Here is a 23,100-nt window from a genome sequence, read left to right on the forward strand (position 1 = left end):
ACTATGGTTCGATTGGATCCATCAAGTCACACGAGCCGGGCTTGCTCTGTTGCGCGTCCTTGGTTTCAATCCCACTATGGTTCGATTGGATCTGCCCAGGCTTTAATTCGGAGGTGGGAAGAAACAAAGTTTCAATCCCACTATGGTTCGATTGGATCAGAATCAAATTCTCAGGTCAAAAAGTCTGTGTCATTTGTTTCAATCCCACTATGGTTCGATTGGATCCAAGCCAAAAACCCGCATTTTTTAAGCGTTGCTCCGATTGTTCCTGCAGTCGATCCCCGATCACCGGTTTGTGCCAGGAGATCGACTGCACATGTCAAAGGCCAAATTTACCATGTCTACGGCACTTTCACGTTAGGCAACTTTAAGTCTCACCTTCGTTTGCCTCAAAGCATGTTCGATCGACTGCAATTATACCACATCTCCACATACGATTTAACACTTCTTACCCTGCTTCGTTCCCTCCTTGCCTTTCTGCTCAACAACTCGGAACATGCCAAATCCCTGGCTGTTACGTTCCCCCAGGCCAGCCTCGTACGCGAGTGCGAACAGTTTTTCTGCTCCCATGATGATAAAACTTCCTTCATATCCACGAACCCAGGTGCCTTGAGCTTCGAAAAGCCGGGATTTCCAGTTTCCAATAACCTCAAACTTCATTTCATCCGTATGCACAACTGATAATCCTAGTGCGACTGCTTTACGCCTCAGGTTATCCTCCACCACCCTCCAGAAATCAGGCTCCGAAGGCAACAAAAACCGCTTGTGCAATTTCCTATTCCTAACAATACCGGTGGAGGCAATCAAAGGCGAAATCATCTCGCATAATACTCGTCCTGTAAATTCTGGAACGGGCTCTGCCTCGATTTTTTTTATCCTCAACTCCACGCCGCCTATCAGTGCTGTCCCTTCCTTCAGCATAGTGGCAGCCAATGCTTCCATCGCAGGGCTCAATGGTGAAGATACCCACCAGTGAAAGGGCGGTTGCAGAATCAGACCATCGTCTATCCCAGCCGCCTTTTTAGGAAACAAGCGGGAAAAAACCAACATCTTGTACTTGTGATCCTCCACTACAAAACCCTGCTCGTGTAAAAATACCCCAACGTCTGGATAGGTCCTGGTAATGGCTGCATACAAGTATCCGTGCAATAGGTGCAAGTAGTTCCAGGGCAGCTTAATAGGACCATCAGAACTAAAGATTACGTGCAACCTCATGCCACTATCCCCCCGATTAAGAAACCAACCCCCAAAAACGACAGGAAGATGACAAGCTCTCTTACACGGTTGTCCCGAACCACGTCCTCACTTTCAACAGAGCAACCAAAGACCAAACCATCAAACCTGCAGTGGACAGTATAGTTCCTTCGTTCACCGCCCGCAACCGCAAATGTGTGAAAGTACAGAGGCATTTCTCATGCTTCCACCATCGTTGCCTAGTCCAGTATCTGTGCTATCGGCGCCTTTTCTATTCCCAATACCTGTTTTTTTAGGTATTTCTCATGAGGCAAACAATAGATGTATATGCTATCGTATTCCTCGTCCACGAGCTTGTGGAGCCCTTGCTTTATACGCTCTAGCTGGGCCTCGGTCACTTCTCCTTCGAAAACACTGTTTTGAACCCAGTGTAGAAAGCGTCTCAGGTACTGGCATACTTTGGCGACTCTTTCCTGTTCTACATCATAAACAATTACCACGTACATCTCAGCTACCACCACGCTCTTAGGGACCTGTATGGCTCCATACCCGTAAGGTGCCGGATTATCTTATAGGCCTCCAGCCGTATCATGTGGCGATACGACACTTTACGCTTGAGCACGCGGTGATAAACGGTCGTTTGCCATGTTTCTTCCATCTCGCGAAGAACTCTCTTCCTCGCGTCTTCTGTCATATATATCGCTGGAGCGTCCCCCACTCCCACGAAGTCCTTTTCGCTGATCACTCCCTTATTCAATAATCGAAATAAAACCCGGTCCCCAACCAGAGGTTTAAATACCTCGGCAACATCCAAAGCCAGAGAAAACCGTCTGTGCGAAGGCTCATGTAGGTAGCTGATAGTTGGGTTAAGCTGAGTCACGTATATCTGAGAAAGCGTTGCCGTGTAAACCAAAGTGTTGACAAATGACATCAAGGCGTTAAGCATGCTGTTTGGAGGCCGCCTAACCCGCTTTTCGAATTCCTCTTCCACATCCACGATCTCGTTGAAAGCATGGTAGTAAGCCTCACGTGCCCTGCCTTCTTCCCGCATCAGTTCGGGGATACTTTTGCACGATTCGAGCCTGGCCATGCACTCCTCAATCACCTTTACGCAGTCACTCACCGGTTTTCCCCTGGTCTTGTAGTAGTTTAGGTTCCTCCTAATGTGAAAAAGAGCGCTGGCAACAAATTCACGGGCGATGGTGAGCCGTCTTTCAAGGTCCAAGTAATGCTCTACCTGTTTCACGAGCAAATGCCCGCTGACGTTTGATTCTCGCGGATAGAAACTGCCCGTGTAGAAACCATAGTAATTAAAGCAGTGAACCACTATTCCGTTCTGGGCAAGGAAGTTGAGAAGCTTAGTATTCAGATCCACCTCGCCGAAAAGATATATGTCGTCCACACCTTCGATAGGAATAGCTTGACGATTGACTTTCGCTTCCTCGGCTTCTTGTTCGAGATACAGTGTGTTTTGCCGTCGACGCAGACGCCCGCTACGCAAAATGTAGTAAGTGCGCCCCACAGCCTTCACCTAGCCTTTACTATAATCGTTACCCCCAGCACAATTCACAGTAGGCACAAACACGGCAGACCGTGGTAAAGTCTGCCTCAGGTGGTGAATCCATGGCTTCAATAGTTGCGATGCTGCGCAACGCTTCCATGATCGCAGATTCTATCTCTGGTGAGAGACTCACCTGTTCTTTTTTTCTCTCTTTTGGAAACCGTAGCTCCCCTGTGAGATCGCCAGCACCCATTCGTCTGAGGTAATACAAGTAATAAGACACCTGGAGCAACGCGGCTTCTTTGAATTTGCGAGAGTACTTCACTTCCAGTATCTTGCTCTCCGCTTCGATGACATCAATCTTGATGAGATCATCCAAGAGCACTTCCCGGCGAACAAGGTCAGGATAGGCTTGTTCATGCAAAAGCCGACCGAGGGTAACACGCTCGGAGAGAGGCTCCATTCGTAGACCTTTGCTATAAAGCCAAACCTTACGTTTGCAGACTGCCCAATAGTTGATCTTGATGCCGTTTGTCCGCAACCTTTCGAATTCTTCATCGTTGATGCTCTCAAGCGATAAACTGGACATCCAGGTCAATCTCCTCAGGAAGCAACCCTAGCCCTCGATCATAGGCAACATCAGCCACGAGAGTACCATCATTCAGCCGCGTAAGCCTTCCCGCCTTGTTCAGCTTCCAAAACGTCCCAATTGGAATCGGCACCAGGAGCTGAGCAGCCAGGAGGTACTGCTTGTGGCTCCGGTACTGGTCATATTCCTCGAATAGGGCGCGGGGCAGGATTTCCACACCCTGGAACATATCATAGAACTGCTCCCCTGTTTCAGGAGAATTATTAAGCGGGCGCAGAGCCTTCAGCACGTTGCGGAAAGCGCTCTGGGCTGACCGAAACCGGTCTAGTTCTTTTTCGGTCCAGCCGTTTTTGTAAACACTAAGAACCCAGTCTCTGGCCAGTTCTACTGAGAGTTCCGCTTCGTCAGCGGGGGCGGTATTCAAAGTAGCCTCCAGGCGTTCCAGGTCATACACCCACCGCAGTTTGTTTGCATTATACCCACGGGCTACGTGGACCTCGACTCCCCCAGGATGCTCGCCATAACGGTTGACCCGCCCGAAGCGCTGCAAGAGATCGTCTACCGGAGCTAATTCCGTAAAAATCGTATCGAAACTGACGTCCAGAGAGACTTCTACCACTTGGGTTGCAACTAAGACGCGCACGTTTGTGAAACTCAGACCTCCCAAAGATCCTATGATCTCTCTTTCCAAAGCGACGCGATCACGACGGGTAAAACGACTATGCAGAAGGTAAACATCCTGGATCTTACCCTTCAAACTGCGATACAATTCTTGGGCCTGAGCCACGCGGTTGGCTACAACCAGCACCCGATTCCGACCTTTTGCTGCTTTTACGATATCGGGGATTAAATCGTCTAGCGATTCCTCGTGCCACCGCAAGCGGTGGCGTGCTTGCGCGAGAAGTTTGCGCGTCCATGGATCCTTTTCATCCCGGGTAATCCCGTATTCACGAACCGTTTCTCCCAAAGCTTCTTCTAATATGGACTTGAGAAAAGGCGGAAACGTAGCGCTCATGAAGAAACAGCGCCCACCAATCTGCCTTAGCACCCTAACCATCTCCGCAATGAGCGCCGCGGTGTGGGCATCGTAAGCATGGATTTCATCGAAGACGAACAAACCACCTATCATTTCACTCAGCCCGATTTCAAACCGCGGGATACCGAAAAACCACTTCAGCAGCTGGAAAGGCGTGCCGACTTTAAGAGGCTTGTGTACCAAACGGTTGAGCTCCGTTTCGGTTTTAGCCAACCGGGCTGCAGTTTCGTAATCACCGCTCACTTCGAAGTGTTCGCGAAACGCGTAATCGAGAGCCCGCGAATGCACAACCCCAACGTATTCCTGCCCTAATGCTTTTTCTAAAGTCTGGGCCATCGCCTCAATGCTGGCCTGGTAAGGCAAAAGATAGAAAACGCGTTCTCCGTGTTTCCGGTTATTCTCGAGCCACAGCATTGCGGCCAGGGTCTTCCCCGACCCGGTGGGAGCCTCTAAAAAAGCGTGTCCTGTATGGCTGGCCAGGCGCTGCTGAAATGGCCGCACAGCAGGTGGTTTCGGAAATCGCGGCAGTACATCATTGAAATTGCCTACACCCGCGCTCACAGCATGATCGGCAGCCATAAGCCAGCCCCTGGCCAAAAGCAACTCATTCGCTCTTGTATCCGCAAACATCTCAATACCTTCGATTTCATCCTTCAAACGCTCTACCCACATATCGGGAGCCACAAGTTCCTCCGGCTTTTCGGGGAAAACTATGTGCTGAAGCTCAGGCTCCTTTCCGCAAAAATTCTCTAACCATCCCCACCAAGTTGTTAATTCCCGAGCTTTTTCCGAGAATTTCCTGAGAACCATTTCCAAAATATCCGGTTCAGGTAAGGCTACGAGGCACGCATCGTTGAGCAAGCCTGAATCGTTCAGGTCCCGGTGATGGGTGAGAACCGCAGCTAAGGCCAGCATTTTTGTCGAGTCGTCAAGGTTTCCGCATGATAGAAGAGCCGCTGACAGCACTTCATGTCGAAATTCCCAGCGAAAGTTCCTTTCTTGAAGGCTTCTTTGAAACCCGCAGGCAGCCTTGCCCAAGTCATGGGCAAGCGCGGCAATAACCAACGCACGAGCTAGTTGCTCTGCGTTCTTCTCGCCTAGCAGCTGTTGCCAGTGGCACTTATAAGCCCTGGCCACAGATCTGACATAGTCGGCAACTTGGCGCGAGTGCAGGCTGAGGCTCGTGCTGGTTTCACCAGACTTGGCAAAAGGCTCGTTTGCACACATGTGTTCTTACCTTCCACATCGCAAGAATTGTTTTTAATGGATGCTGTACCAGGCAACCCACTCCCGGCGATAGATAGGCACGACCCGACCATCATTCGAATCTCTGATCAGCCAGTTACGGGTCCTGATTAAGGAGGAACCTCCCTGGGCGTCCACTATGCCAAAAATTCTCATGCCCAACAGCCTGCGGTATGGCTCACCTGTCAAAGCTAAGGGGAGGTTTTGTAGCCATGCCTTTACGCGGTTGCCTTGGTCCGATACCAGTTCAATCGGGAGTATAACCCCTTTTACCTGTCCTTCGTCCGGAAACTCGAGCTTGACAAGCTTCAATGATTCTACTGTCGCTACGTCCTGGCTCCGTCCCAATAAAAGAGGATAACGAGGTCTTAGAAACGCAGCTTCCCACTCGGGTGGCAAGTACAACGTCAACGAAGGCATGAATAAAAACTCTCTTTCAATTACGGTTCGGCTTTTGGGGTAAGGTTTGAGAACAGGCACAGATTTCTCGTCTTTTCGCTCGAACTGGTAGATAGCCTCAAGATCCTTCCCCTTGGACTGGTAATCGCAGGCATAGGCCAGCCACTCAACATCAGAAGGAGAGACCCATCTTCCCACGGCGGCCGCAATTATCCCGTAGACCGTAGCCAGCGGCGGCACTGGAAGCGTCAGCTGGTATCCGTAAAAGCCAGGCACCCGAAACGAAGCAGTGTAGGCCCTTAAAACCACTCGAACTGCATCCATCTTTCCACACCCCGGACTCACAGGCTGTGTTTCGTAAACACTTGATTAACTGCAGCCGCCGCCTTATCTAAGGCGTCTTTAGGGGTTTTGACCAGCGCTACCGTAGCCTTCAAGACCTCATCGGTTTCTAAAGCCTGGGCCACTTCAGCCTCGTTAGCCAGCACCGAGGGGTAGTAGCCCAGGTATACAGCTTTGCCTTCCTCCGGTTTCAGCAGCCTTTCTCTGTAGTCGCTCAATACTGACCGAAGTCTACTCAGGTTAAGCACCACCCGTTCGTTGTTGGCATCTGCTTCGAACAGTCTCTGGAAGGGAGCATTCCCGCCGTCCAAAAAACCAATCAGTACCGCAACCGGCGTAACGTCGGACAGATTTCGGGCAAGGCGAGCTCCACCCCGCAACCGGGACAAGGCGTCGATGACATCTTTTACCCGTTTTATACGTTTCTCTTGGGACAGGACATAGCCCCGTTCCCCTTCATTGGTCAAGTCTTGTTTGTTCTTGACAGCTTCCTCCGGCAGGTCGCGCATCTCCCCTACTTCGAAACGCCCCACATCGCTCAAAGATACGGTGAATACGCCGTTCAGGTAAGTGGTGTAGTGCTCAGCCTCGAAAAGCAAGGGGTCCGCGTCTACTGGGAGATTCCGGGTAAAATGGCCAAAATCCCTGTCGATCACGTTGGCGAGTACAGAAACGAGCAGGCTGTTCTTAAGCGGAGATATCCGGCGATAAGTCCCTGCCTGGCTGGCAGCTTCGCCGTTCTCCTCTGGCTCTGTTCCTTTTTTCCCCTTTTGGGCTCGTTTCCTGGCAACCATATAGCCGAATATATCGTCCTCTTCGAAAGTAATAGGGTCTCCGGCCGTAAAAGCTTGCTGAGGCTTTTTGATCGTGGTGATAGGGCTTCGCTGCCACCCGAAGTCTTCATAAAGGACCTCGCGCCACCATCTCCTCCAGGCCTGGCCAGACACGTAAGGATAACGCAGCCTCCCTACGCGGATCTGTTTCACCACGATGGCGTTGTCCACGCGGGCACCTGGTTCTTGCCCTCCATTGTTCAAAGCGGCCCCGTTTGCTTCCACCAATACCGTACCAGTAACTATGGGATAAGACATCGCTCCCCACCTCCGTTAAAAAGTTTCGATTTCCCTTACCTCATCGGCACCGAATTCCGGATATTCATCTTCGGGCAGTTCCACCCGACCTACATCAAAAAGAAACGCCAAAAGATAATCCCGCAAAAGCCACATAGCCCGTTGGTCCTGAAGCGGAGCCAAAAATACATAGTCTTCGAAACCGACAGCGCCATGCCGAACAGCGTTGAGGTATACACCTCGAATCCGCTCGGCATAACGTGCACTCGTAAGCTCTTTGGTCCAACGCTGCAGGTTCGGCAGGTTATTCGTCAAGCGGCGCCCGATTTCTTGGATGCGGCGCAACGTTTCGTCAGGACTAGCTTCCGCCTTATCGAAAGTACTTCTGGGGAACTCCTTTCCTTCCTGCTGGCAGTGCTGCCACTCGTAGACCACTGCCAGGAGGACGTCGCGAATCTCGCCCGCAACCTTATGGGCATTCGGCGGAAGCAAGAAATAGAATTCCTGGTGACTCAACCAGCCTTTTCTAACGTAACCCAGTAGTAAGCCGTACAGTTGATGATACTGCGCCGTCACCAGTTCCGTTACAAGTTTCTTCGCGTCCTCACTAGCAGCAATACTGATACCCAGCCGTTCTAGGATTGCCAGTTTTTCGGGTGCCATTCCTCTCACCTCTTGTAGATACAGCCGGTGTCCCAACCAGCCTCCCTGCAAATTAGGCGGATCGCTGGTCAAGCACATCCCGACAATATTCTCGCCCGCAATCATGCGGTTAGAAATGCTCCGTACGAACCCTGCACGGGTTTTCCTTTCATCCTCCCTCAAATCTCCGCGTACCTTCAGCAGCCCCTCCCAGAAGTCCTTAAAAGCATTCTTTGACTCAATCTGGAGCTTAGCAAGAAAGGCGAGGAGTTCGTTAGGAACATGAATAGCCTGGACAAAGCCCCCGCGGTTGTCGTTGGAAAAAACATAGGCGGTCGAGGGTAATCCGCTTCGGTATATCGCGCGTAACTGATCCGGGAAACTGTTCAGCAGTTCGCAGAAAAGATAAACCACTGTTCCTGCTTCGCCAGCCGTCTCCCACGAACCATAGAAATCCAGGGCTTTATTGCCTGTTATGAGTCGGTCAAAATGCTCCCACCCATACCTGCGGGCAACGGTAGCCGCTAAGCCTAGGTGCTGAGAGTGTAAAAACCAGAGCCGGTTTTGGTTGCCTGCCAGCATAGTTGACAACGGCAGAAACCGCACAGCCAGAGAGCACAAACCGCATACGCGAACCCCATGTGAGAAGCCCGGGTAAAAGTTGACTATTCCCTCGAACAACGGCATCTTGTCTTTGCGCCGCGTTTCCATGGCGATCTTCGGGCGCCGCTCACCGCAAGCAAAGCAAGTCTCACCTGCCTCCTCAAGCTCCAGGCACTGCTTCGCTTTGTTCAGCTCTGATCGTAAAGCATCCTGGAATTTGCGTCGCGCGTTATCTTCCTTTTCCTTCGGTGTTCGACCCTTCCAGTTCGAGGGGTTGTCGAGCTCGCTGTTCGGAAACACCTGCCGCAGCGCTTTCTTAGGACCGGAAAACGCCTTATCCACACCAATCCCCAGTGCCTGGTCGCTGAGCAAGACTCGCTCCAACTCCTTTACGGCTTGCTCGATATGCTCGGCCCCCAACTCTTCCAGCGTGCTGACCCTCGCCGCTGCTGCCAACGCCGCTAACCCGGCATCTACAAAAGGGTTTCCTGTCCAGTGTACATGTGGCATAAATTCAACTTCACCTCCCTTTCCCTGTTCAACCCCTTTCGGCATGTACTCGGACTGCACCTCTCGAATTAAAGATTCTCGTCCGTGAAGTTCTACGCTACTTCTGAACCAGGGCCTTACTTTTCAGAAGTAGCCGTTGTTTTCATTCCCTTCGAATGCTCAGTACACCTTTTTGCACTATGCTAGTTTCGCCGCACCTGTTATCTGGCCGGGTGTTCTTGACATTGGACACCTTGCCAACTGTAATAGCGTTCCGCATGTCCTCTCTAACACTCAAACCCCGGTCTCAACCCATCAATTGAATACACCCACGGGCTTCGCCAAAACAGCAAAATATTTGCTATCCGTAAAAGCCAAGGAGACCAAATTTTACAGCAGTTGCCAGTCCCACTATGACAACCAATACGATGAAAATAAGCAATTTTTGCTTGCCTCTGAAACTCAACCAAGTAACAGCTAGCATAAAAACTGAAAACGCTAAGACCAGCAATATCTGGTCTATGCCTACAGCAGCTGCTAAGGTGCCAAGAGCAGTAAGCACTGCCATCTGTATCTCTCGTCTTCGCTCCATGATGGTGTTCACCGTGTTCTGGACAAGATTGAGCTGGGCGTCCAGTTCCGCAGCTTCCTCACTAATGTAGAGCGCCTGTTGCATCATCTTGTACATCTCGATTCCCTGTTCCTGAGCCGTTACTTCGAAGTTCATAATCCGTGCTTTAAAAGAATTGTATCTTTCCTGTAAGCTGATCAAGTCATCCACGTTATACTTGAAAACGTTAAAGTCTTCTCCGGTTGTTTCTAGTAAATTGTGCGAAATATTCGAAGTTTCATTATTAAACTGAACGAAGAAAACTCGCTGAGCCAGCACTAACATGAGCATTTGGGTGTAGAGGGTAAGCATGTGAGCAGTTATCACATTCTTGCTGAAATCGTCGTCTTGTTTCGTGATGCAAACAAAACCCTGGTGGGTTATCCCGTACAAGGTGCCTTCTTCCACCCACCTCGAGTAACAATGCCGTTTGATTAAGTCACGTCTCATGATTCTGTCGGCGCAACTCGGGCTTTTCGTGTCAACGAACATAAATTGGTACAGCTTCAGGCTGTTTTCGGCGAAAACGTCGTCTTCGTAAAAGTACCTGTTCTCCGAAGCAAGCCACTCTCTCATCGTTTCAGCGAGCTGGTTATCCCTTACCACCGAAATCACAAACATACGGTCATCTATTATAGGCTCTATGTAGATCGTCTTTTCTCCTTCTCCTCGTTTCCGTGCATGGCAAAACCTTCCAAAGAAAGTCCTCTTTCGCAAAGCCTTAGACGAGTTCCTCTGCTTTTGGAAGGAAAAATTCCCCCCCAGTGTTTCCATAACAATTTTTGATATGTAATTGAGGTGCTGTTCGGGGTTACTCACAACAACCTTAAAATCCTCACAGATTTCTTTCCCGTCTATAACCAGGGTTAACCGGTCGGCGAGCTCAGGGCAACTATCACCTGCCTCTAAAGAAATAAACGGTGGACATACTCTCCTCCCGTATTGGTTTATGGCCAGGACGTCGTCAAAGTTCGGGGTTCGTTTCACCTCGTTATTGACCATCTTATCACCGTAATACTCCGCCTGAAACAGTAGAATAGCCACGCCGGTATTGTAGACTTTGAGGTTGATGGAATTGACGTGGAGTAAATATTCAATATTTTCTTTATTATCTTTATTATCTTTCTTAATCAGAATATGCGAATCACACCCGCTTTCAAAACGCCGCAAGTAATTGTGCACTATCTCCTTGCCGTCTCCCTCGCCGTAGATGGCTATCCTGGCAGAAGCGTGAAAGTATTTGTATTCGTTGTAAGCGAGCAGTATTCTTTGATTGTCGTCCAAATCGGTATCAGATAGCCTGAATCGATAGTTTTGGGCGATGTATCTCACCAGGCTCGGGTCATCTTTTGAGCAAGCCCACTTACCGTCTTGCAAGCACTCGTAGAACAAGTCCATATCGTGCTTTCCTTCATTGTGTTCCCACCTGAAAGGGAACAAAAATGTATGATAGCTGTATGGCGACGCGCCTTTACAGTTCCTAGAGCATTCCATTTACGACCAACCTCCAGCACTTAGCTGCCAACCGTGCGTCATCTAAGGGGTTATGCCTTGTAAATGCCTCACCGGAGACCAGCGCCCCCCGGTCGATAAGCGGGTCAATCCCCTTGACATAAAGCGCGGTGCTTAAGTCGAGCAAAGGGTAAGGTCCTTGGAAGCGTCTTTCCTGTTCGTTTTTCAGCACGCATTTCTTGAACAGCGACATTTCAACGGGATAAGCCACGTCTGCTATGCAGAGGCAGCCTTCCCGATGCGTAATCCAGAAACCCCAAAATGCATCTAGTAATTCACTTTCGGACTCATACCGGGGCGCAATCTGCTTCATGTGAGGCAAAACGTTTTGTTTTACCCACTCCTCGGTCATTATGTAGTTGTCTAGGTCTACAGCACCTTGGAAAGTTCCAAGCTCAGTCCACCCATCGTCGTAAACGACTGCCCCGACCGCGATCACAGGACCGTATAGCCCGTCTGTCTCCGCGTCTACAAAGAAGTATTTCACCCGTTCAGACCTCCTGGAAATACCCATACCCGATACGGGTCTTGGCGCCTATCCCCATATCTTTTAGGATATTCTTGAACAGACCGAGTTTAATCTCAGCGCCGACCTTGATATCCCCAAGCGCTGTCTCAGTCAACATGAAACGGAATTCATAATTGACGCCGGGAGCAACTTTCAAAAAGCGGATGGGCGTGGGGTTTTTGAGGGCCGAATTCTCCTCTATGAAATACCCTCCATCGGGGTTTCTGCCGTCTCTGATGTGGGGAGTCACATAGTCGTCGTAGAACAGTCTCCCAGCGGAAACACGCCCTCCTCCGATTGGCCATGCATCGAAAAACACATCCCGCGCGGCTAAGGGAAGCTGGGTTCCGCTTACAATCCCTTCGAATATTGCCGTTTCCAGCTGCTCAATGTCGTCCGTTGCCACCTCAACTCCTACCTTCTTAAGTTGCTCGGCAATATATTCGTGCTTTTGTCTCCTGTACTTCTCGCTTTTATTGTGCCCAGCGCCAAAAGCACTCCGGAGCACCCCTTTGACCGATGAACCCGGGATCACCGGAAGGCCCGTTGTGTAATCAAAGTAAAACCCCAGCTTAAAATCGCTTTCAAGCTCCGCCTTAGAATCGCTTTCAAACCCCGGCTCAGAATCTTTCTTGCTGCTTATACCGTGACTGTACCCGGCCCCTATCAACAAGCCCGGGTAGGCAGTTTGCAAAACAAAACTGCACATTCTTCTCTGGTTGCTTCTGAATGAGGCCAATTGTCCTTCCGGCGGCAGGTCATCCGCGTTATTATGCTCCAGAAAAAACCGTACCCGTCGTCCTATCTGGTCCTGGACATAGCGGCTCTTATCCATGAGGAGTTGCGATTCCAACCCTTCGTAAAGACCGCGGTAATAATAATATCCGTAGTTCCCCGTCTTAGCCCATACCTTGTACTTGGAGTTCCTGGGTTCAGGTCCCGCGCTGGAATCATATTTCCCTCTTCCCTTCTCCCTTCCCTCACCCCAGTTCATGATGCCTGCACCCTCCCGTTGTTCTCTTCTTCTCTCGATTCGTTGCTTTCTTCGTCCGGATAGGTACGCATGGCCAGCTTCAGCGCCACAGCCGCCGCCTCGACCTGCTGCTTCGTGCGGTAGAAACTTGACATATCATTTTCGTAGCTGCTCGCTAGTTGCTTGTACAATTCATGTCCGTCCTTCGACCCCACGACCTTCGCTATCAAATGAACGATAACGCGCCTATCCCCTTCGCCCTGGCTATTGCCCAAATAGAAGGCAATACAGGGAAGCAAACCCATCTGCACGATAGTGGGGCCGAAGGCGGCCATATAGGACTTATATATCTTTTTTACTTTGCCGTTCTCCACAAGTATTTCCCTGACAGCCTTTTCGGCTGCAGGAATGTACGATTGCACTAGGTGAACGTTATGCATCTACACCTTCCCCCCCAGTACAGTTTTCTGCGCCGTCTGCCCCCGTTTTTAGCTCCATTATATTGGTATAACCGTAACCGACGGTCGCATTTGCACCTATCTGTACCGGCATCTGCTGAACTTTCTTGGCAAAATCCTCGAGAATCGCCTCGTCGCTTTCTTCGGCGAGAACGGCAAAGAAAAACCTCGACTTATGGGGAACGAACTCTTCGTACCACAAATTCTTGCTTATACCGTTCTCCAAGTGGTTGCGGGCAGCTACCGGCAGTTCTCTAAAGATTCTGCATTGTTCTTTTTCCAGTATCACTATATCCTCGGTACCAAATAAGCATTTTATCCATGACCGCCCCTTCAGTACCGGCTGACTGGCGAGTTCGCCTTCGATGTTAATCTTTTGGGACCGCCCGTTATTTTGGGACTTGTCCTTGTTGGCTAGAAAATCCCGCAGGCCCTTTAGACAGGTGTTGCCCACGGGGTCGGTCGCCCCCTCGAGCCTTTCGTAAAGGTCGACAAACTCCTGCAATACCTCCTTCATAGTAACCAAGATCCACGGTTGTTCCTGGCAACGTACTGGTCGCCCCAGCATCAGAGCCTGAAGGATTCTAAGCTTACCTTTGGTATTTGGATCCCCAAACATCTCGTCGACCTTATTTTGGGAGCCGGCATAGACATGCTGCTCAAAGTGTTCCCTCAGCGCTCCTTTAAGGCTGGAAGCGTAGATGACCGGGAATCCGGTCGTTTCGTCCCTCTGCACTTCCAGGTCGATAGTACCGCCAGACGTGCTCCCGGTCCCCACATGCATGTTTGTCAGGCACTCAATAATGAAAAACTTTTTAAGCATAACCTCTCTCCCCACCTATCACGATTTTCCTGTTGTAGCCCAATCTCTGCATAACGCAATTATCAAGCTCTTTCCCACTAACTCCTTCTTTAGGATAAATCACCGTTCCTCGCTTGAGAAGCCGATAAGCAACAGTACTGCGGTCCCACAGACTTTTAACCGCCTTACCGGCTTTTACTCTGGACTGAGCCTGAGAAATATCGATCGAAAAAGGCCTGAAGTCAACAGTCTCATACACTGCGTACTCAGCTATCTGGTTCAAGACTTCGTTTGACACTAGAGTGTCGGAGATCAACACTATTCTGGATTGGTCAGAGGCATCGAGGACTCGCGCGTAATATTCACGCTCGATCTCGGGGTAACAACATTCCTTGTCCTCCGTTACCTCGACCGCGAAAAGGCCTCCTCTCCCTCCTAACATCACCTCAAAATTGGCAGAACCTCCTTTGCAGTTGATCTCGATTCCGTCCCTCAACTTGACAAAGACTGCGAACCTGTCGGGGAATCCACCTTCGTCCCGGCGGAAATTGTGGTCAGATCCAACCTCTCGGCAACCGCCTTGAGTCCCCCATGAGTTCTGCTTGCGGAAGGATATGTAGGTCTGCTTGTAAAACTTTTTTTCCTCTTGCTGTCCTGTTACTTTTTTAAGCTGTTCAGGAATCTCAATCCCAACTCTTGTACACTGAACAAATATCTTGTCGTCACTCAACAACTCTCCGGTTGAGACGTTCATCCACCCGTGGAATAACCCTTTCTTCGCGTTATACTCTTTCAAGAACCCTATGCTCCCGAAATTGCCCCTAGCTATTTTGCTGTCCAAGCACACATAAGACATCGGCGTGTACTTCGTGTCGTTCTCTCCCAGATGGTCGAGAGGAACCGGCAACCAGTAAACATCATCCATGTTTAACAAAAGAGGCGAGATTTCTTCAACTGCTCCGAAAAACCTGCTTTCACCTTCCTCTTCCGCATTAATCATTCCGCTCCCGGCTATGGAGCTTATTTTTTCCCACTCCTCGTCCGAATACCTCCAATCGGTCTTGACTTCTACGCCTTGGCTTTTTAATAGAATATACTTCACCACGCCGAGCAGGGTCGTTTGTTGCGGAATGAGATTTGACTTCACAAAGTAATTCAAGTTCCCTGGGTAGTCGACAGCATCTGGCCCATATCTGAATCCCCGCTCTCCCCCAAAAAACCAAGGTTGCAGTGGATAAAACCTAAATATATACTCAGGCATCCTGAGTCGCCTCCTCCCATTCCCCCATAAACCTTGCGAAGCTAAGCACCGCCTCTGTTGTTTCCAGAGCTTCATGCGGAGAAGAAAACTCATCGAGGTTTTTTCCCAAGATATCTTGAACCAGTTTCAAAGTAGCTCCATGTCCTTCGAACTCCTGGCTAAACCACCAGGATAAGCGGGAGCTTCGTTCTTCTCTGCTGTTGCTAGCGAGAATCTGCAAAAGCACAGCTCTCCGCTGTCTTAGTTTTCTCTCTACCGATCGCAGAAAATCGACATTTTCTTCGGTCAGCGGATTGCACAGAGTCTCTATTAGGTCTAAGAGTAACGTGTTATTCATTGTAAGCAACAGCTGTGCGGACTGACCGCTATGAACCGTCAGGCTTATTCCTAGAGCATTCTTTGTCTTGTAACGCTTTGCTTTATCGAGCTGAGCTTTAGCTATTTCTAAGGCCTCGTAAAGCGGATATTTATGATAGGCAACCGCCAACCCAAAAGATAGGGAAAATCTGTCTCCAAGCCTCTTCTTGAATTCTTCGTCAAGTGTTCGCAGCATATTTAAGATGAGTACAGGGTGGCCACCATCGCACCACCCCATAAGGGGAGCAAAAAACATCAAATCGTCTCCTCCGGCATAAACGGGAAAGGCTCCGTACTGTGTCATAATTCCTACCGCTGAATCGGCGTACTCCAGAAGCGTTCGTGACGTGTTGCTGATTTCACCTATGTCTGCCAGACTCGTAATATGCCCACCTATACCGTCGCCGTCTGCCTGCACCAACGCATAGTAATTCGCAAATTTGGGCATACGGGGTTTGGGATCTTTTGTATTTGTATTTGTGATTGTACAAAAATCCGAATTAGGACTCTGGCCGGCGTACAGCTTCTGTACGACAACCTCGAGAATGCTTTTGCCATCTTTTTCTTTTCTTCTTGTTGTTTCTGTCTTAGCGATGTCAGTAAGGGAGGGAAAAACAAATTTGCCAACCCCAAAAGCTCCTGCAAACATACGGGATTTTTTCACGGTTTCGTTATTCAAAAACCGGGCCATAAGGTGCGGAGACTCATTCTTGAAAACGTAAGGAGGCCGGAGCTCCGCAGCATCCAACAGCTTGTTCAACACTTTTAAAACAGGCTCACCGTACAAACAACTGTCGTCTATGGCTACGTAGTACACCTGCAAATACTGACGCAAAAAACCCCGCACCTCTTCCTTGAGCAACTGGTCGCTGTGAGTTTTCGAGCGCAGACTGTTCCAAATATCGTCAACAATTTCTTCTACCGCCTCGTTCTTAACCCTCTCCAACATCTCGAAGAATCCGTCGGCTTCCGGATCTCCATCGTATGCGAAATATATTCGGTCGGAGAAAGCCCCCACCCGCTTATTAATCCTGTTTGCTTCAGGATTAGGAGAAAATACGCTGACGCGAGGGAACTCCCGCAACCTTTGCACCAGGCAGTGGGATATATAGGAAAACAAGTAGCTCGCTGCCCACAGACCACCGGTATCCCGGGCAAGAGACATGGTCCCGTAAATCGGCCCAATGGTGATTCCAAAAAACCAAGTCATCTTACACACTCTCTCCCTTAACAAAAGTAACTTTAAGCAAATCCCCAAGCGCGTCCTTATACTTTCGCACTGAAACCGAACCAACACTTTTCCTTCGGCTTTCGATTTCGCTGGCAAACGAACGGAGCAAATCGTCAAGGCCGAATTCGCTCTTCGAGGGGGTCTTAATTCCTCTTCTTTCGTCGCCTCCTTCGGAATCGCGAGATGCTTCTCTGGTAAATGCGAATTCGCGCTCGTACATGGCCTCAGGAATCTTCTCAGCGATGAAATACGCAGTGTTACCAAGGATTTTAATAGTGATGGGGCTTTTGAAGCGTTCTACTTCGTCCGATTGGTCATATATTCGCACTTTAATCTCATCGCTCTTCTGTTTACCCGTACGGAAAACAATGAAAGGCGCAACGCCGAGCATCCCCCGCACGTACCGGAAATCGCTGTAAGGCGAATTTTGCTTTCTTCCAGAAAGTTTTCTTAGTTCCTCTGGCGTTAATATGTGCTTCTTAATAAACGCCTTTTCGCTGCCTATCCCCTTCTTTGCCATATATTTCTTCAGGAAGAATGATGGTTCGTACCGCTCTTTGCCTTCTTTTTTATCGATTCCGAGGTTAATCCCCGATTTCAGTACTTGGTAGAAAGTATAAGCGTGCTCCATTATTCGTGTATTGTCCTTCGGGTTATTTCGAAATTGAAACTCTATGTAAGTCCTGCCTTTAAGCAGAGCCTTACTCGTTCCGTTTACCGGTGTATCATCGATACTTCTTGCCGAGAATGACCCGAAACCTTTGCTGCTGCGGGTGCCAAAATTGGTGACGGCGAAGAAGGCAGGGATGTGTTTTTTGATAATGTCCAGCAAACCGGGGTGAAAACTGAAAAGGTCCACAACGATATATTCATAAGTTACCAGCTTGACATGCTCGTACTTTTTCTTGTCTTCATCTATAGCGGGGGCATAGTAAGATGATACAGTGGGGTTATATCTAGTTTTGCCGCTCTTATCCGTTCTTTCGTGCAACGGAGGTTTTTCTGTTGAGTTTCCCACAAAATAAATACGCATCTTGTAATCGAGCGCCTTATGTTGCCTGTCGACAAAATAATCCTCAATGAATTTTCCGCTTTCGTTTCTGAATTCCGACCCGAAATTCATAACCAGGTACCTGTCCAGCTTGGTCTTCACCTCGCTGGCCCGCAGGCAGGCCCCCGGCTGATCGCCCTGAAAGTGTATGATAGGTGTATGCTGTTGAAGACGTATTTGCACTTTGTACAAAATACTGCCTCCTCTCACTGTAATGTCCAGAGGCTTGAAGGTGTCTTATTCTTTCTTTTCCCCGATTGCCTTTACGACTGCAACGGTGTGACTTGAACCTGATACTACGAGTATTCGTCCCCCGGCAACATCAATAGTGAACTCTTTTAAACCGCCGTCCTTCGACACCCCATAGCGACCCACAATCTCTTCGTCCAGCAACACGTCGAAGCTCCCCTCAGAGTAGTAAGCGTCGTCAGGCACCCCGACCGCGAGTTTCACCGTTTTAAAATTGCCATCCAGGTTCCACCGCACGGGAGGATTATAGTATTCGGCGATATATCCCGAATTGTAACTTACACCGCTAATCACTACCCCGGTCGCTCTTTTTCCCGTAAAGGGGCGCAAATCTTCGAAAAGGTCTACCGTATTGTCTCCCTCATTGTCCTGCGCCAACCCCTTGCTTTTGGGTTCCTTCGAGTCCCCAGCTTCGTTGGAAACATCCCTTGAAACGGTGGCCGGTGTGTTATGCTTTTTCGATTCTACGCTATCGCTCTTGCCGTTGCTGCTGGGAAGCTCCCCATTGTCAGCGACACCGGTAGTCATCGTTTCAGTTGCAAACCGCTGCTCGAATCTCATGCCCAAAGCAAAACCAACCCCGAGCACTATGATGAGAGCCAACATTCCCAAAAAAATTCTGTAAGTTGTAAGGCCTTTACTCGATTCGCTCACCGTCTCATCCCCCTTTGTTGCATTCATTAGTGTCTGCCATTGAATGCGTACCGCTCGCTTTTGTAGCAGCTTTCAAACCCCCGCAAACACTCCCGTTATGTAGTAGTATGTCGTTCACTGACGCGGTCCGCACAGTTCCAACCGTTACGACTACTGTTCTGGGACAGTGTTGTGCGCATCAACTGCAATTATGCCATGTATCCTCATTCCTCTTAACCATTTCGGCATCTGTTTCCTAATTTAATTACACCTGGAATTTCTTTTCAATATCCTGTTGCCCAGCTTCGGCTGCTGTCCGGACATAGACGGCTCCTTCTTTTACCCTCCACTCCACCTCAGCTTCCCAAGCCTTGCCCACGAGCTTGATCAGGTTGCTAGCCAGCCAATCCTTCCAGCGCTGACCCCTGCCGCTGCTCCCAATGCCGTCAATCCGGCATCCATAGGAGGGTTGCCTGTCCAGTGTACATGTGGCATAAAGTTGGCCTCACCTCCCTATTTGATCCTGTTTATCCTCCGGCTATGTTTTTTGAATTAAAGATTCTTGTAATAGGGCATCGTTTAGCCACGGCCCAGCTTCGGAAGGGTCCTACGCTATGTATTGTCACAAAAAGGAGAAACACATTCGATTGTAATTTCTCCCTCACCCTTCTCGATTCCTTCCAAAATTTGTCGTCAAATTTCGACAAATTACGACCTAATGTGACTCTGGTGAAGCCGGTAACCATCGAATTTTAGGAGTTCCGTGCGAGGGGGTTACGGCCTGGGACCGGCTCTTTGAGTTTTTGACATTTCTTTCCCTAAATTGCTAAACTGTTGTTGGATGCTGACGAGTCCGATCCATGTAGGAGGATGCACGTTGGCCATGCTTAATTTTCACGTGCATCTCGTTGGGAGAGCTTAGGTTCATCGGAATCGATTACTGGTGTCTGCCATCACTGAGCTTTCGCTTGATTCCCGAAAAGAAAGGAGCAATGCGATGTCGGAAGCCTTGGCTCCCACGGAACCAGTACGTAAAGCAGAAATTAATTTGCGTTTGGCCCAGTTTGAGTTTCCGCCTATGCAGGACGTTCTGCTTGTCGGGAGGAAAGCTCCCATCGGTGCCGAAGCAGCGAAGAGAATGGTAGAAGCTTTGTCCCCAGATCAATACGAGTTGTTCGTTCTCGACCATGAACTTTTTGAAGCAGCCGTAATAAGAAAGTCGCTGCTTAATGTGGTCCCTAAAGAGAGCCTTATTCCCATAGTCCTCGAAGAGAGTTCGAGAATCGCGGATGATTCCATGATCATCAAGATAGGGATTAACGCGGTGATTCAGGTAAGTCGCTTGGTCAGCCTATAACTGCAAAAACGGTAGTTTATCCGGCTCTTGCCAGACGGTTCTTGAGTCAGCTCTGTAGTTTCTTTAATAATCTAATGGGGAGGGGAGCGGTACTGGGCAGGCCGCTGTGAAAACATGGGTACGCTTAAGAGTATAATGGTACGCGATCCGGTTACAGTGTCGCCGGATGCTAGTGTCGCTCGAGCGGTTCAGTTGATGCAGAGGTTCAAAGTGGGCGGGCTCCCTGTGGTCCAGGAAGGGATGCTGGTAGGTATTCTGACTTCCCGCGATGTTCGCAATTCCCATCCTAACCGGCTTGTGGCAGACGCTATGACCAGAGAAGTCATAACCATCAGCCCTGATTGCTCTATTTGGGAGGCAAAAGAGAAAATTGACCGCTACTGCATCGAGAGGCTGGTAGTGGAGGCTGAAGGCAGGCTATTAGGGATCATTACGAAATCTTGCCTGCTTATCCACTTCGGTAAAGCCGTCGACTCTCTTACTGGCCTTTTTACAGCCGATTACGCCTACTATGCAGCAGAGAAACTGCTCAAAACCAATTCTTCAGCAGTCGTCATTTTTATCGACCTCGATAATTTTGGAGAAATCGATAAGCAACTGGGCCACGCCGAAGGGAACAGCATCCTAGTAAAGGTCGCGCAGGCTCTCAATAGCGGCACTGCCGAAGAAGTAGATTACTTGTGCCGCTATGGGGGCGACGAGTTTGTGGTGGTGACCTCGAGGAACGTAAAAGAGGCACAAGAGTTGTGTTTTTCTCTTCTCGACGCCATTAGCAACGTAACCTGGCCGGGACTGCAAAACCGGGGACTGGCTTTGGCGGCTTCTGCCGGTATAGTACCCGGCCGCCGATCTGCAAGTGACAAGGACAAGCAGAATTGGCTCAATGTGGTTGATCTCGTCAATCTAGCCAGCCTCGGATCCACCCAAGCTAAACAGAAAGGGCATCGGGTTCTCACCATGGAAGAAGTGGAAGTCGTGGAGTAGGTCTTGGTGAAATTATCAACTGCTGTTCCGCCTCAGATAAGCGACAACGAGATAGCCTGCTGCCAGTACCAGAACGAGCCCTGCTATCGTGGTCACGAGGTCATGTGTTCGGTAGAAATGATAACCTAATCCCGTATAGATAAAAGCCGTAGGTAGTTTGCCTATGGCGGAGGCTAGTGTGAAGACGCGGAAGGACACGCCTCCTACCCCGGCAGCCACGTTGATGAGTGGAGTAGGAACGACCGGAATGATCCGGGCCAGGACGATGCTCCAGAAACCGTAGTGGGGGTTTATACTTTCCAGGTCCACCCGGTAACGCTGCGACATCCTCTGACTGAACCAATCATAACCCAAACGGCGAGCCATCACGAAAGCGGCACAGGCACCGCTCAAGGCTCCCAGCCAGGCTAAAAGAAAGCCTTCCCAAAAACCAAAAAGCATCCCCGCGGCCCCAGCCAAAATAACGTAAGGGAATACGGGGAAAACCGCCTGAATAAAAAAAAGCCCAAAAGCCACTCCCGGAGCCAGGGCATGGAAATTGTTAATGTATTTTGTAACCTCAGCCATGCTGAAACTTTCAATCACAGGCTCTTTGACTCCTCCAACGATACAGCTTGCAACAAGGTCAGGTCTTATCCCGCTTCCCGGCAACGTTGGCATAAATTCAGAATAAATTCAGAATACTAGGAAAACGGAAACCGACGAAGACTCAAGCAGTGGCAGGCAGGCTAAATTTCCAACTCGAGGGGGGCCTCTTCGGATAGTTGCCTGGCCACGCTTAAGCTGATTCCCCCGCTAACAGTATACGCGGAGAAATGCCTGCCTCTAGCTATGGATAATACTGTTTTCTAAGCCTCTTTCAGGAAATGCCGCTCCAGCCATGCCAGGGTTAGGTTTTCTCTGATTTCGTGGCTGGTGGTAAACCTGTGGTCGCTTCCTTCGACCAGGTGAACTTCCGCATTCTCTCTCAAGGCCTCGCCCAAAAACCGGGCGTTTTGCGGGCTCACCACCTCGTCTTTCAACCCATGCACGATGAGCACCGGGCGGTCTCTCAGCCCGCTAATATATTCTACCATATTATGGTTATATAAATCAGCCGCAAAACCGGGCCCGAGCCTAAACTCTCCCCAATCGTCGGTTATACTCACTTCCAGCCCTTTCTTCATGGCTTCGAACTGCTCCGGCATCATCGCCGAAAAAGTCTCTACCAGAAAAACCGGGGTTGACCACAACACGACACCCCTCACACGCTCGTCTTTACTGGCCTCGACCAAAGTAGTGCTACCGCCAAAACTCCGTCCCAGGAGCACCAGCGGCTTATCAACCCGGGAGCACGCCCAGTCAACCACGTCCTTCAGGTCGTTTGCCTGCCCTGACAAGGTGACCTGGGTAAAGTCCCCCTCGCTTTCACCGCTACCGGCAAAATCGAAGGCCACGAGACTACCTCCGCGTTCAGCCAATTTCTGGCCCAGGCTGTAGATCCGGCCTCCGTTCTCTTTACTCCCGCGAAAGCCGTGAGCGGCCACCACCAGGCACCTAGCCCTATCCTCAGGCTCAAAAACCAGAGCCGCTAACCTTTTCCCTTCCCGGTTGGGGATGAAAACCTTATCCCAACTCATCCCCTTCACCTCTCACATCGGCTTCTTCGGTTTTTGCTGGTCTTCCGACTCGAACCTCACCCGGTTTTTGCACATGTCACAGATGTAAGTGCTGGAAGGCTTAGCAACTAGCTTCTGGTAGGCCGGATTATCCTCTGCAATCTCATATTTCTTCCCGCACAGGGCACAACGAGTAACCAGTGGCATCAAACGCTCCCCCTTTCACAATTCCTCTCCTACCTAATTGTAATCGACGCGGGCAAATAATAGTCACTTATAGACACAGATTAATGCGGATTTACACAGATTTACAACGAATATCAGACATTTTTGACGATATTCGCAAAATAACGGTTCCTTGAGGGCTCTCGCGCGTCATTTTCTATACGCCTGGCTAGGGCCTAGG

At 49.8% G+C, this 23,100-nt stretch carries 23 protein-coding genes and 1 CRISPR repeat array (1 of these 24 running past the window's edge); of the genes, 2 read left to right on the forward strand and 21 right to left on the reverse strand.

Annotated features, from left to right (window positions below):
• A CRISPR array of direct repeats spans positions 1-225; the repeat unit is 30 nt; unit sequence GTTTCAATCCCACTATGGTTCGATTGGATC; it begins 9,902 nt to the left of the window's first position.
• 213 nt (positions 226-438) lie between these two features.
• From cas6 to SLIP_RS06720, 18 genes are all read right to left on the reverse strand, one after another.
• Entirely contained in the window at positions 439-1,215 is a 777-nt protein-coding gene (gene cas6, locus SLIP_RS06635; protein WP_013175506.1) for a CRISPR-associated endoribonuclease Cas6, read from the reverse strand.
• Complete coding sequence (locus SLIP_RS06640; protein WP_013175507.1) at positions 1,212-1,409, reverse strand: hypothetical protein; 198 nt, start codon at positions 1,407-1,409, stop codon at positions 1,212-1,214. The genes cas6 and SLIP_RS06640 overlap by 4 nt, the downstream gene beginning before the upstream one ends.
• A 24-nt stretch (positions 1,410-1,433) precedes the next feature.
• Complete coding sequence (gene cas2, locus SLIP_RS06645) at positions 1,434-1,700, reverse strand: CRISPR-associated endonuclease Cas2 (protein WP_013175508.1); 267 nt, start codon at positions 1,698-1,700, stop codon at positions 1,434-1,436.
• 5 nt (positions 1,701-1,705) lie between these two features.
• The gene (gene cas1b, locus SLIP_RS06650; RefSeq protein WP_013175509.1) at positions 1,706-2,716 is read right to left on the reverse strand and encodes a type I-B CRISPR-associated endonuclease Cas1b; all 1,011 of its coding nucleotides are present in this window, start codon (positions 2,714-2,716) and stop codon (positions 1,706-1,708) included.
• Positions 2,717-2,744: 28 nt separating this feature from the next.
• Entirely contained in the window at positions 2,745-3,284 is a 540-nt protein-coding gene (gene cas4 / locus SLIP_RS06655) for a CRISPR-associated protein Cas4 (protein ID WP_013175510.1), read from the reverse strand.
• A complete protein-coding gene (locus SLIP_RS06660; RefSeq protein WP_013175511.1) occupies positions 3,265-5,547 on the reverse strand; it encodes a CRISPR-associated helicase/endonuclease Cas3 in 2,283 nt (760 codons plus the stop codon). Before SLIP_RS06660 ends, cas4 begins: the two co-directional genes overlap by 20 nt.
• Before the next feature lie 33 nt (positions 5,548-5,580).
• Positions 5,581-6,288 carry a type I-B CRISPR-associated protein Cas5b gene (cas5b, locus tag SLIP_RS06665; RefSeq protein ID WP_049765026.1) on the reverse strand — a complete coding sequence of 236 codons (708 nt, stop codon included), beginning with the start codon at positions 6,286-6,288 and terminating at the stop codon, positions 5,581-5,583.
• 17 nt (positions 6,289-6,305) lie between these two features.
• Positions 6,306-7,397, reverse strand: a complete 1,092-nt coding sequence (gene cas7i, locus SLIP_RS06670; RefSeq protein WP_013175513.1) for a type I-B CRISPR-associated protein Cas7/Cst2/DevR — start codon at positions 7,395-7,397, stop codon at positions 6,306-6,308.
• Positions 7,398-7,412: 15 nt separating this feature from the next.
• Positions 7,413-9,131: a type I-B CRISPR-associated protein Cas8b1/Cst1 gene (gene cas8a1 / locus SLIP_RS06675; RefSeq protein ID WP_148216536.1), complete on the reverse strand. Its 1,719-nt coding sequence runs from the start codon at positions 9,129-9,131 to the stop codon at positions 7,413-7,415.
• Positions 9,132-9,471: 340 nt separating this feature from the next.
• Positions 9,472-11,118, reverse strand: a complete 1,647-nt coding sequence (locus tag SLIP_RS06680) for a Sec20 domain-containing protein (protein WP_041432824.1) — start codon at positions 11,116-11,118, stop codon at positions 9,472-9,474.
• A gap of 82 nt (positions 11,119-11,200) precedes the next feature.
• Positions 11,201-11,719: a 3'-5' exonuclease family protein gene (locus SLIP_RS06685; protein WP_013175516.1), complete on the reverse strand. Its 519-nt coding sequence runs from the start codon at positions 11,717-11,719 to the stop codon at positions 11,201-11,203.
• Positions 11,720-11,723: 4 nt separating this feature from the next.
• On the reverse strand, positions 11,724-12,734 hold the full coding sequence (cmr6, locus tag SLIP_RS06690) for a type III-B CRISPR module RAMP protein Cmr6 (RefSeq protein WP_013175517.1): 1,011 nt from the start codon (positions 12,732-12,734) through the stop codon (positions 11,724-11,726).
• A complete protein-coding gene (locus SLIP_RS06695; RefSeq protein WP_013175518.1) occupies positions 12,731-13,153 on the reverse strand; it encodes a type III-B CRISPR module-associated protein Cmr5 in 423 nt (140 codons plus the stop codon). The genes cmr6 and SLIP_RS06695 overlap by 4 nt, the downstream gene beginning before the upstream one ends.
• Positions 13,146-13,994, reverse strand: coding sequence for a type III-B CRISPR module RAMP protein Cmr4 (cmr4, locus tag SLIP_RS06700; protein ID WP_013175519.1), 849 nt, complete (start codon positions 13,992-13,994; stop codon positions 13,146-13,148). The genes SLIP_RS06695 and cmr4 overlap by 8 nt, the downstream gene beginning before the upstream one ends.
• A complete protein-coding gene (locus tag SLIP_RS06705; protein ID WP_013175520.1) occupies positions 13,987-15,234 on the reverse strand; it encodes a type III-B CRISPR module-associated Cmr3 family protein in 1,248 nt (415 codons plus the stop codon). The genes cmr4 and SLIP_RS06705 overlap by 8 nt, the downstream gene beginning before the upstream one ends.
• On the reverse strand, positions 15,227-16,801 hold the full coding sequence (locus SLIP_RS06710) for a Cas10/Cmr2 second palm domain-containing protein (protein WP_013175521.1): 1,575 nt from the start codon (positions 16,799-16,801) through the stop codon (positions 15,227-15,229). Before SLIP_RS06710 ends, SLIP_RS06705 begins: the two co-directional genes overlap by 8 nt.
• Before the next feature lies 1 nt (position 16,802).
• Positions 16,803-18,065, reverse strand: a complete 1,263-nt coding sequence (locus SLIP_RS06715; RefSeq protein ID WP_013175522.1) for a hypothetical protein — start codon at positions 18,063-18,065, stop codon at positions 16,803-16,805.
• A 45-nt stretch (positions 18,066-18,110) separates the two neighbouring features.
• The gene (locus SLIP_RS06720) at positions 18,111-18,776 is read right to left on the reverse strand and encodes a hypothetical protein (RefSeq protein ID WP_013175523.1); all 666 of its coding nucleotides are present in this window, start codon (positions 18,774-18,776) and stop codon (positions 18,111-18,113) included.
• Between the two features lie 976 nt (positions 18,777-19,752).
• Here SLIP_RS06720 and SLIP_RS06730 point away from each other — a divergent pair.
• Together SLIP_RS06730 and SLIP_RS06735 are read left to right on the forward strand one after the other, a co-directional pair.
• Positions 19,753-20,112 (forward strand): hypothetical protein, encoded by a 360-nt coding sequence (locus tag SLIP_RS06730; RefSeq protein WP_013175525.1) that lies wholly within the window; start codon positions 19,753-19,755, stop codon positions 20,110-20,112.
• A 114-nt stretch (positions 20,113-20,226) separates the two neighbouring features.
• Positions 20,227-21,096, forward strand: coding sequence for a CBS domain-containing protein (locus SLIP_RS06735; protein WP_013175526.1), 870 nt, complete (start codon positions 20,227-20,229; stop codon positions 21,094-21,096).
• A 15-nt stretch (positions 21,097-21,111) separates the two neighbouring features.
• Here SLIP_RS06735 and SLIP_RS06740 read toward each other — a convergent pair whose 3' ends face one another.
• The 3 genes from SLIP_RS06740 to SLIP_RS12385 form a co-directional block, all read right to left on the reverse strand.
• Positions 21,112-21,681 carry a TVP38/TMEM64 family protein gene (locus SLIP_RS06740; RefSeq protein ID WP_013175527.1) on the reverse strand — a complete coding sequence of 190 codons (570 nt, stop codon included), beginning with the start codon at positions 21,679-21,681 and terminating at the stop codon, positions 21,112-21,114.
• A 263-nt stretch (positions 21,682-21,944) separates the two neighbouring features.
• A complete protein-coding gene (locus tag SLIP_RS06745) occupies positions 21,945-22,715 on the reverse strand; it encodes an alpha/beta hydrolase (RefSeq protein ID WP_013175528.1) in 771 nt (256 codons plus the stop codon).
• A 12-nt stretch (positions 22,716-22,727) separates the two neighbouring features.
• A complete protein-coding gene (locus tag SLIP_RS12385; protein ID WP_013175529.1) occupies positions 22,728-22,901 on the reverse strand; it encodes a DUF2197 domain-containing protein in 174 nt (57 codons plus the stop codon).
• Positions 22,902-23,100 lie beyond the last annotated feature (199 nt).

The organism is Syntrophothermus lipocalidus DSM 12680 (genome assembly GCF_000092405.1).
GTDB lineage: Bacteria > Bacillota > Syntrophomonadia > Syntrophomonadales > Syntrophothermaceae > Syntrophothermus > Syntrophothermus lipocalidus.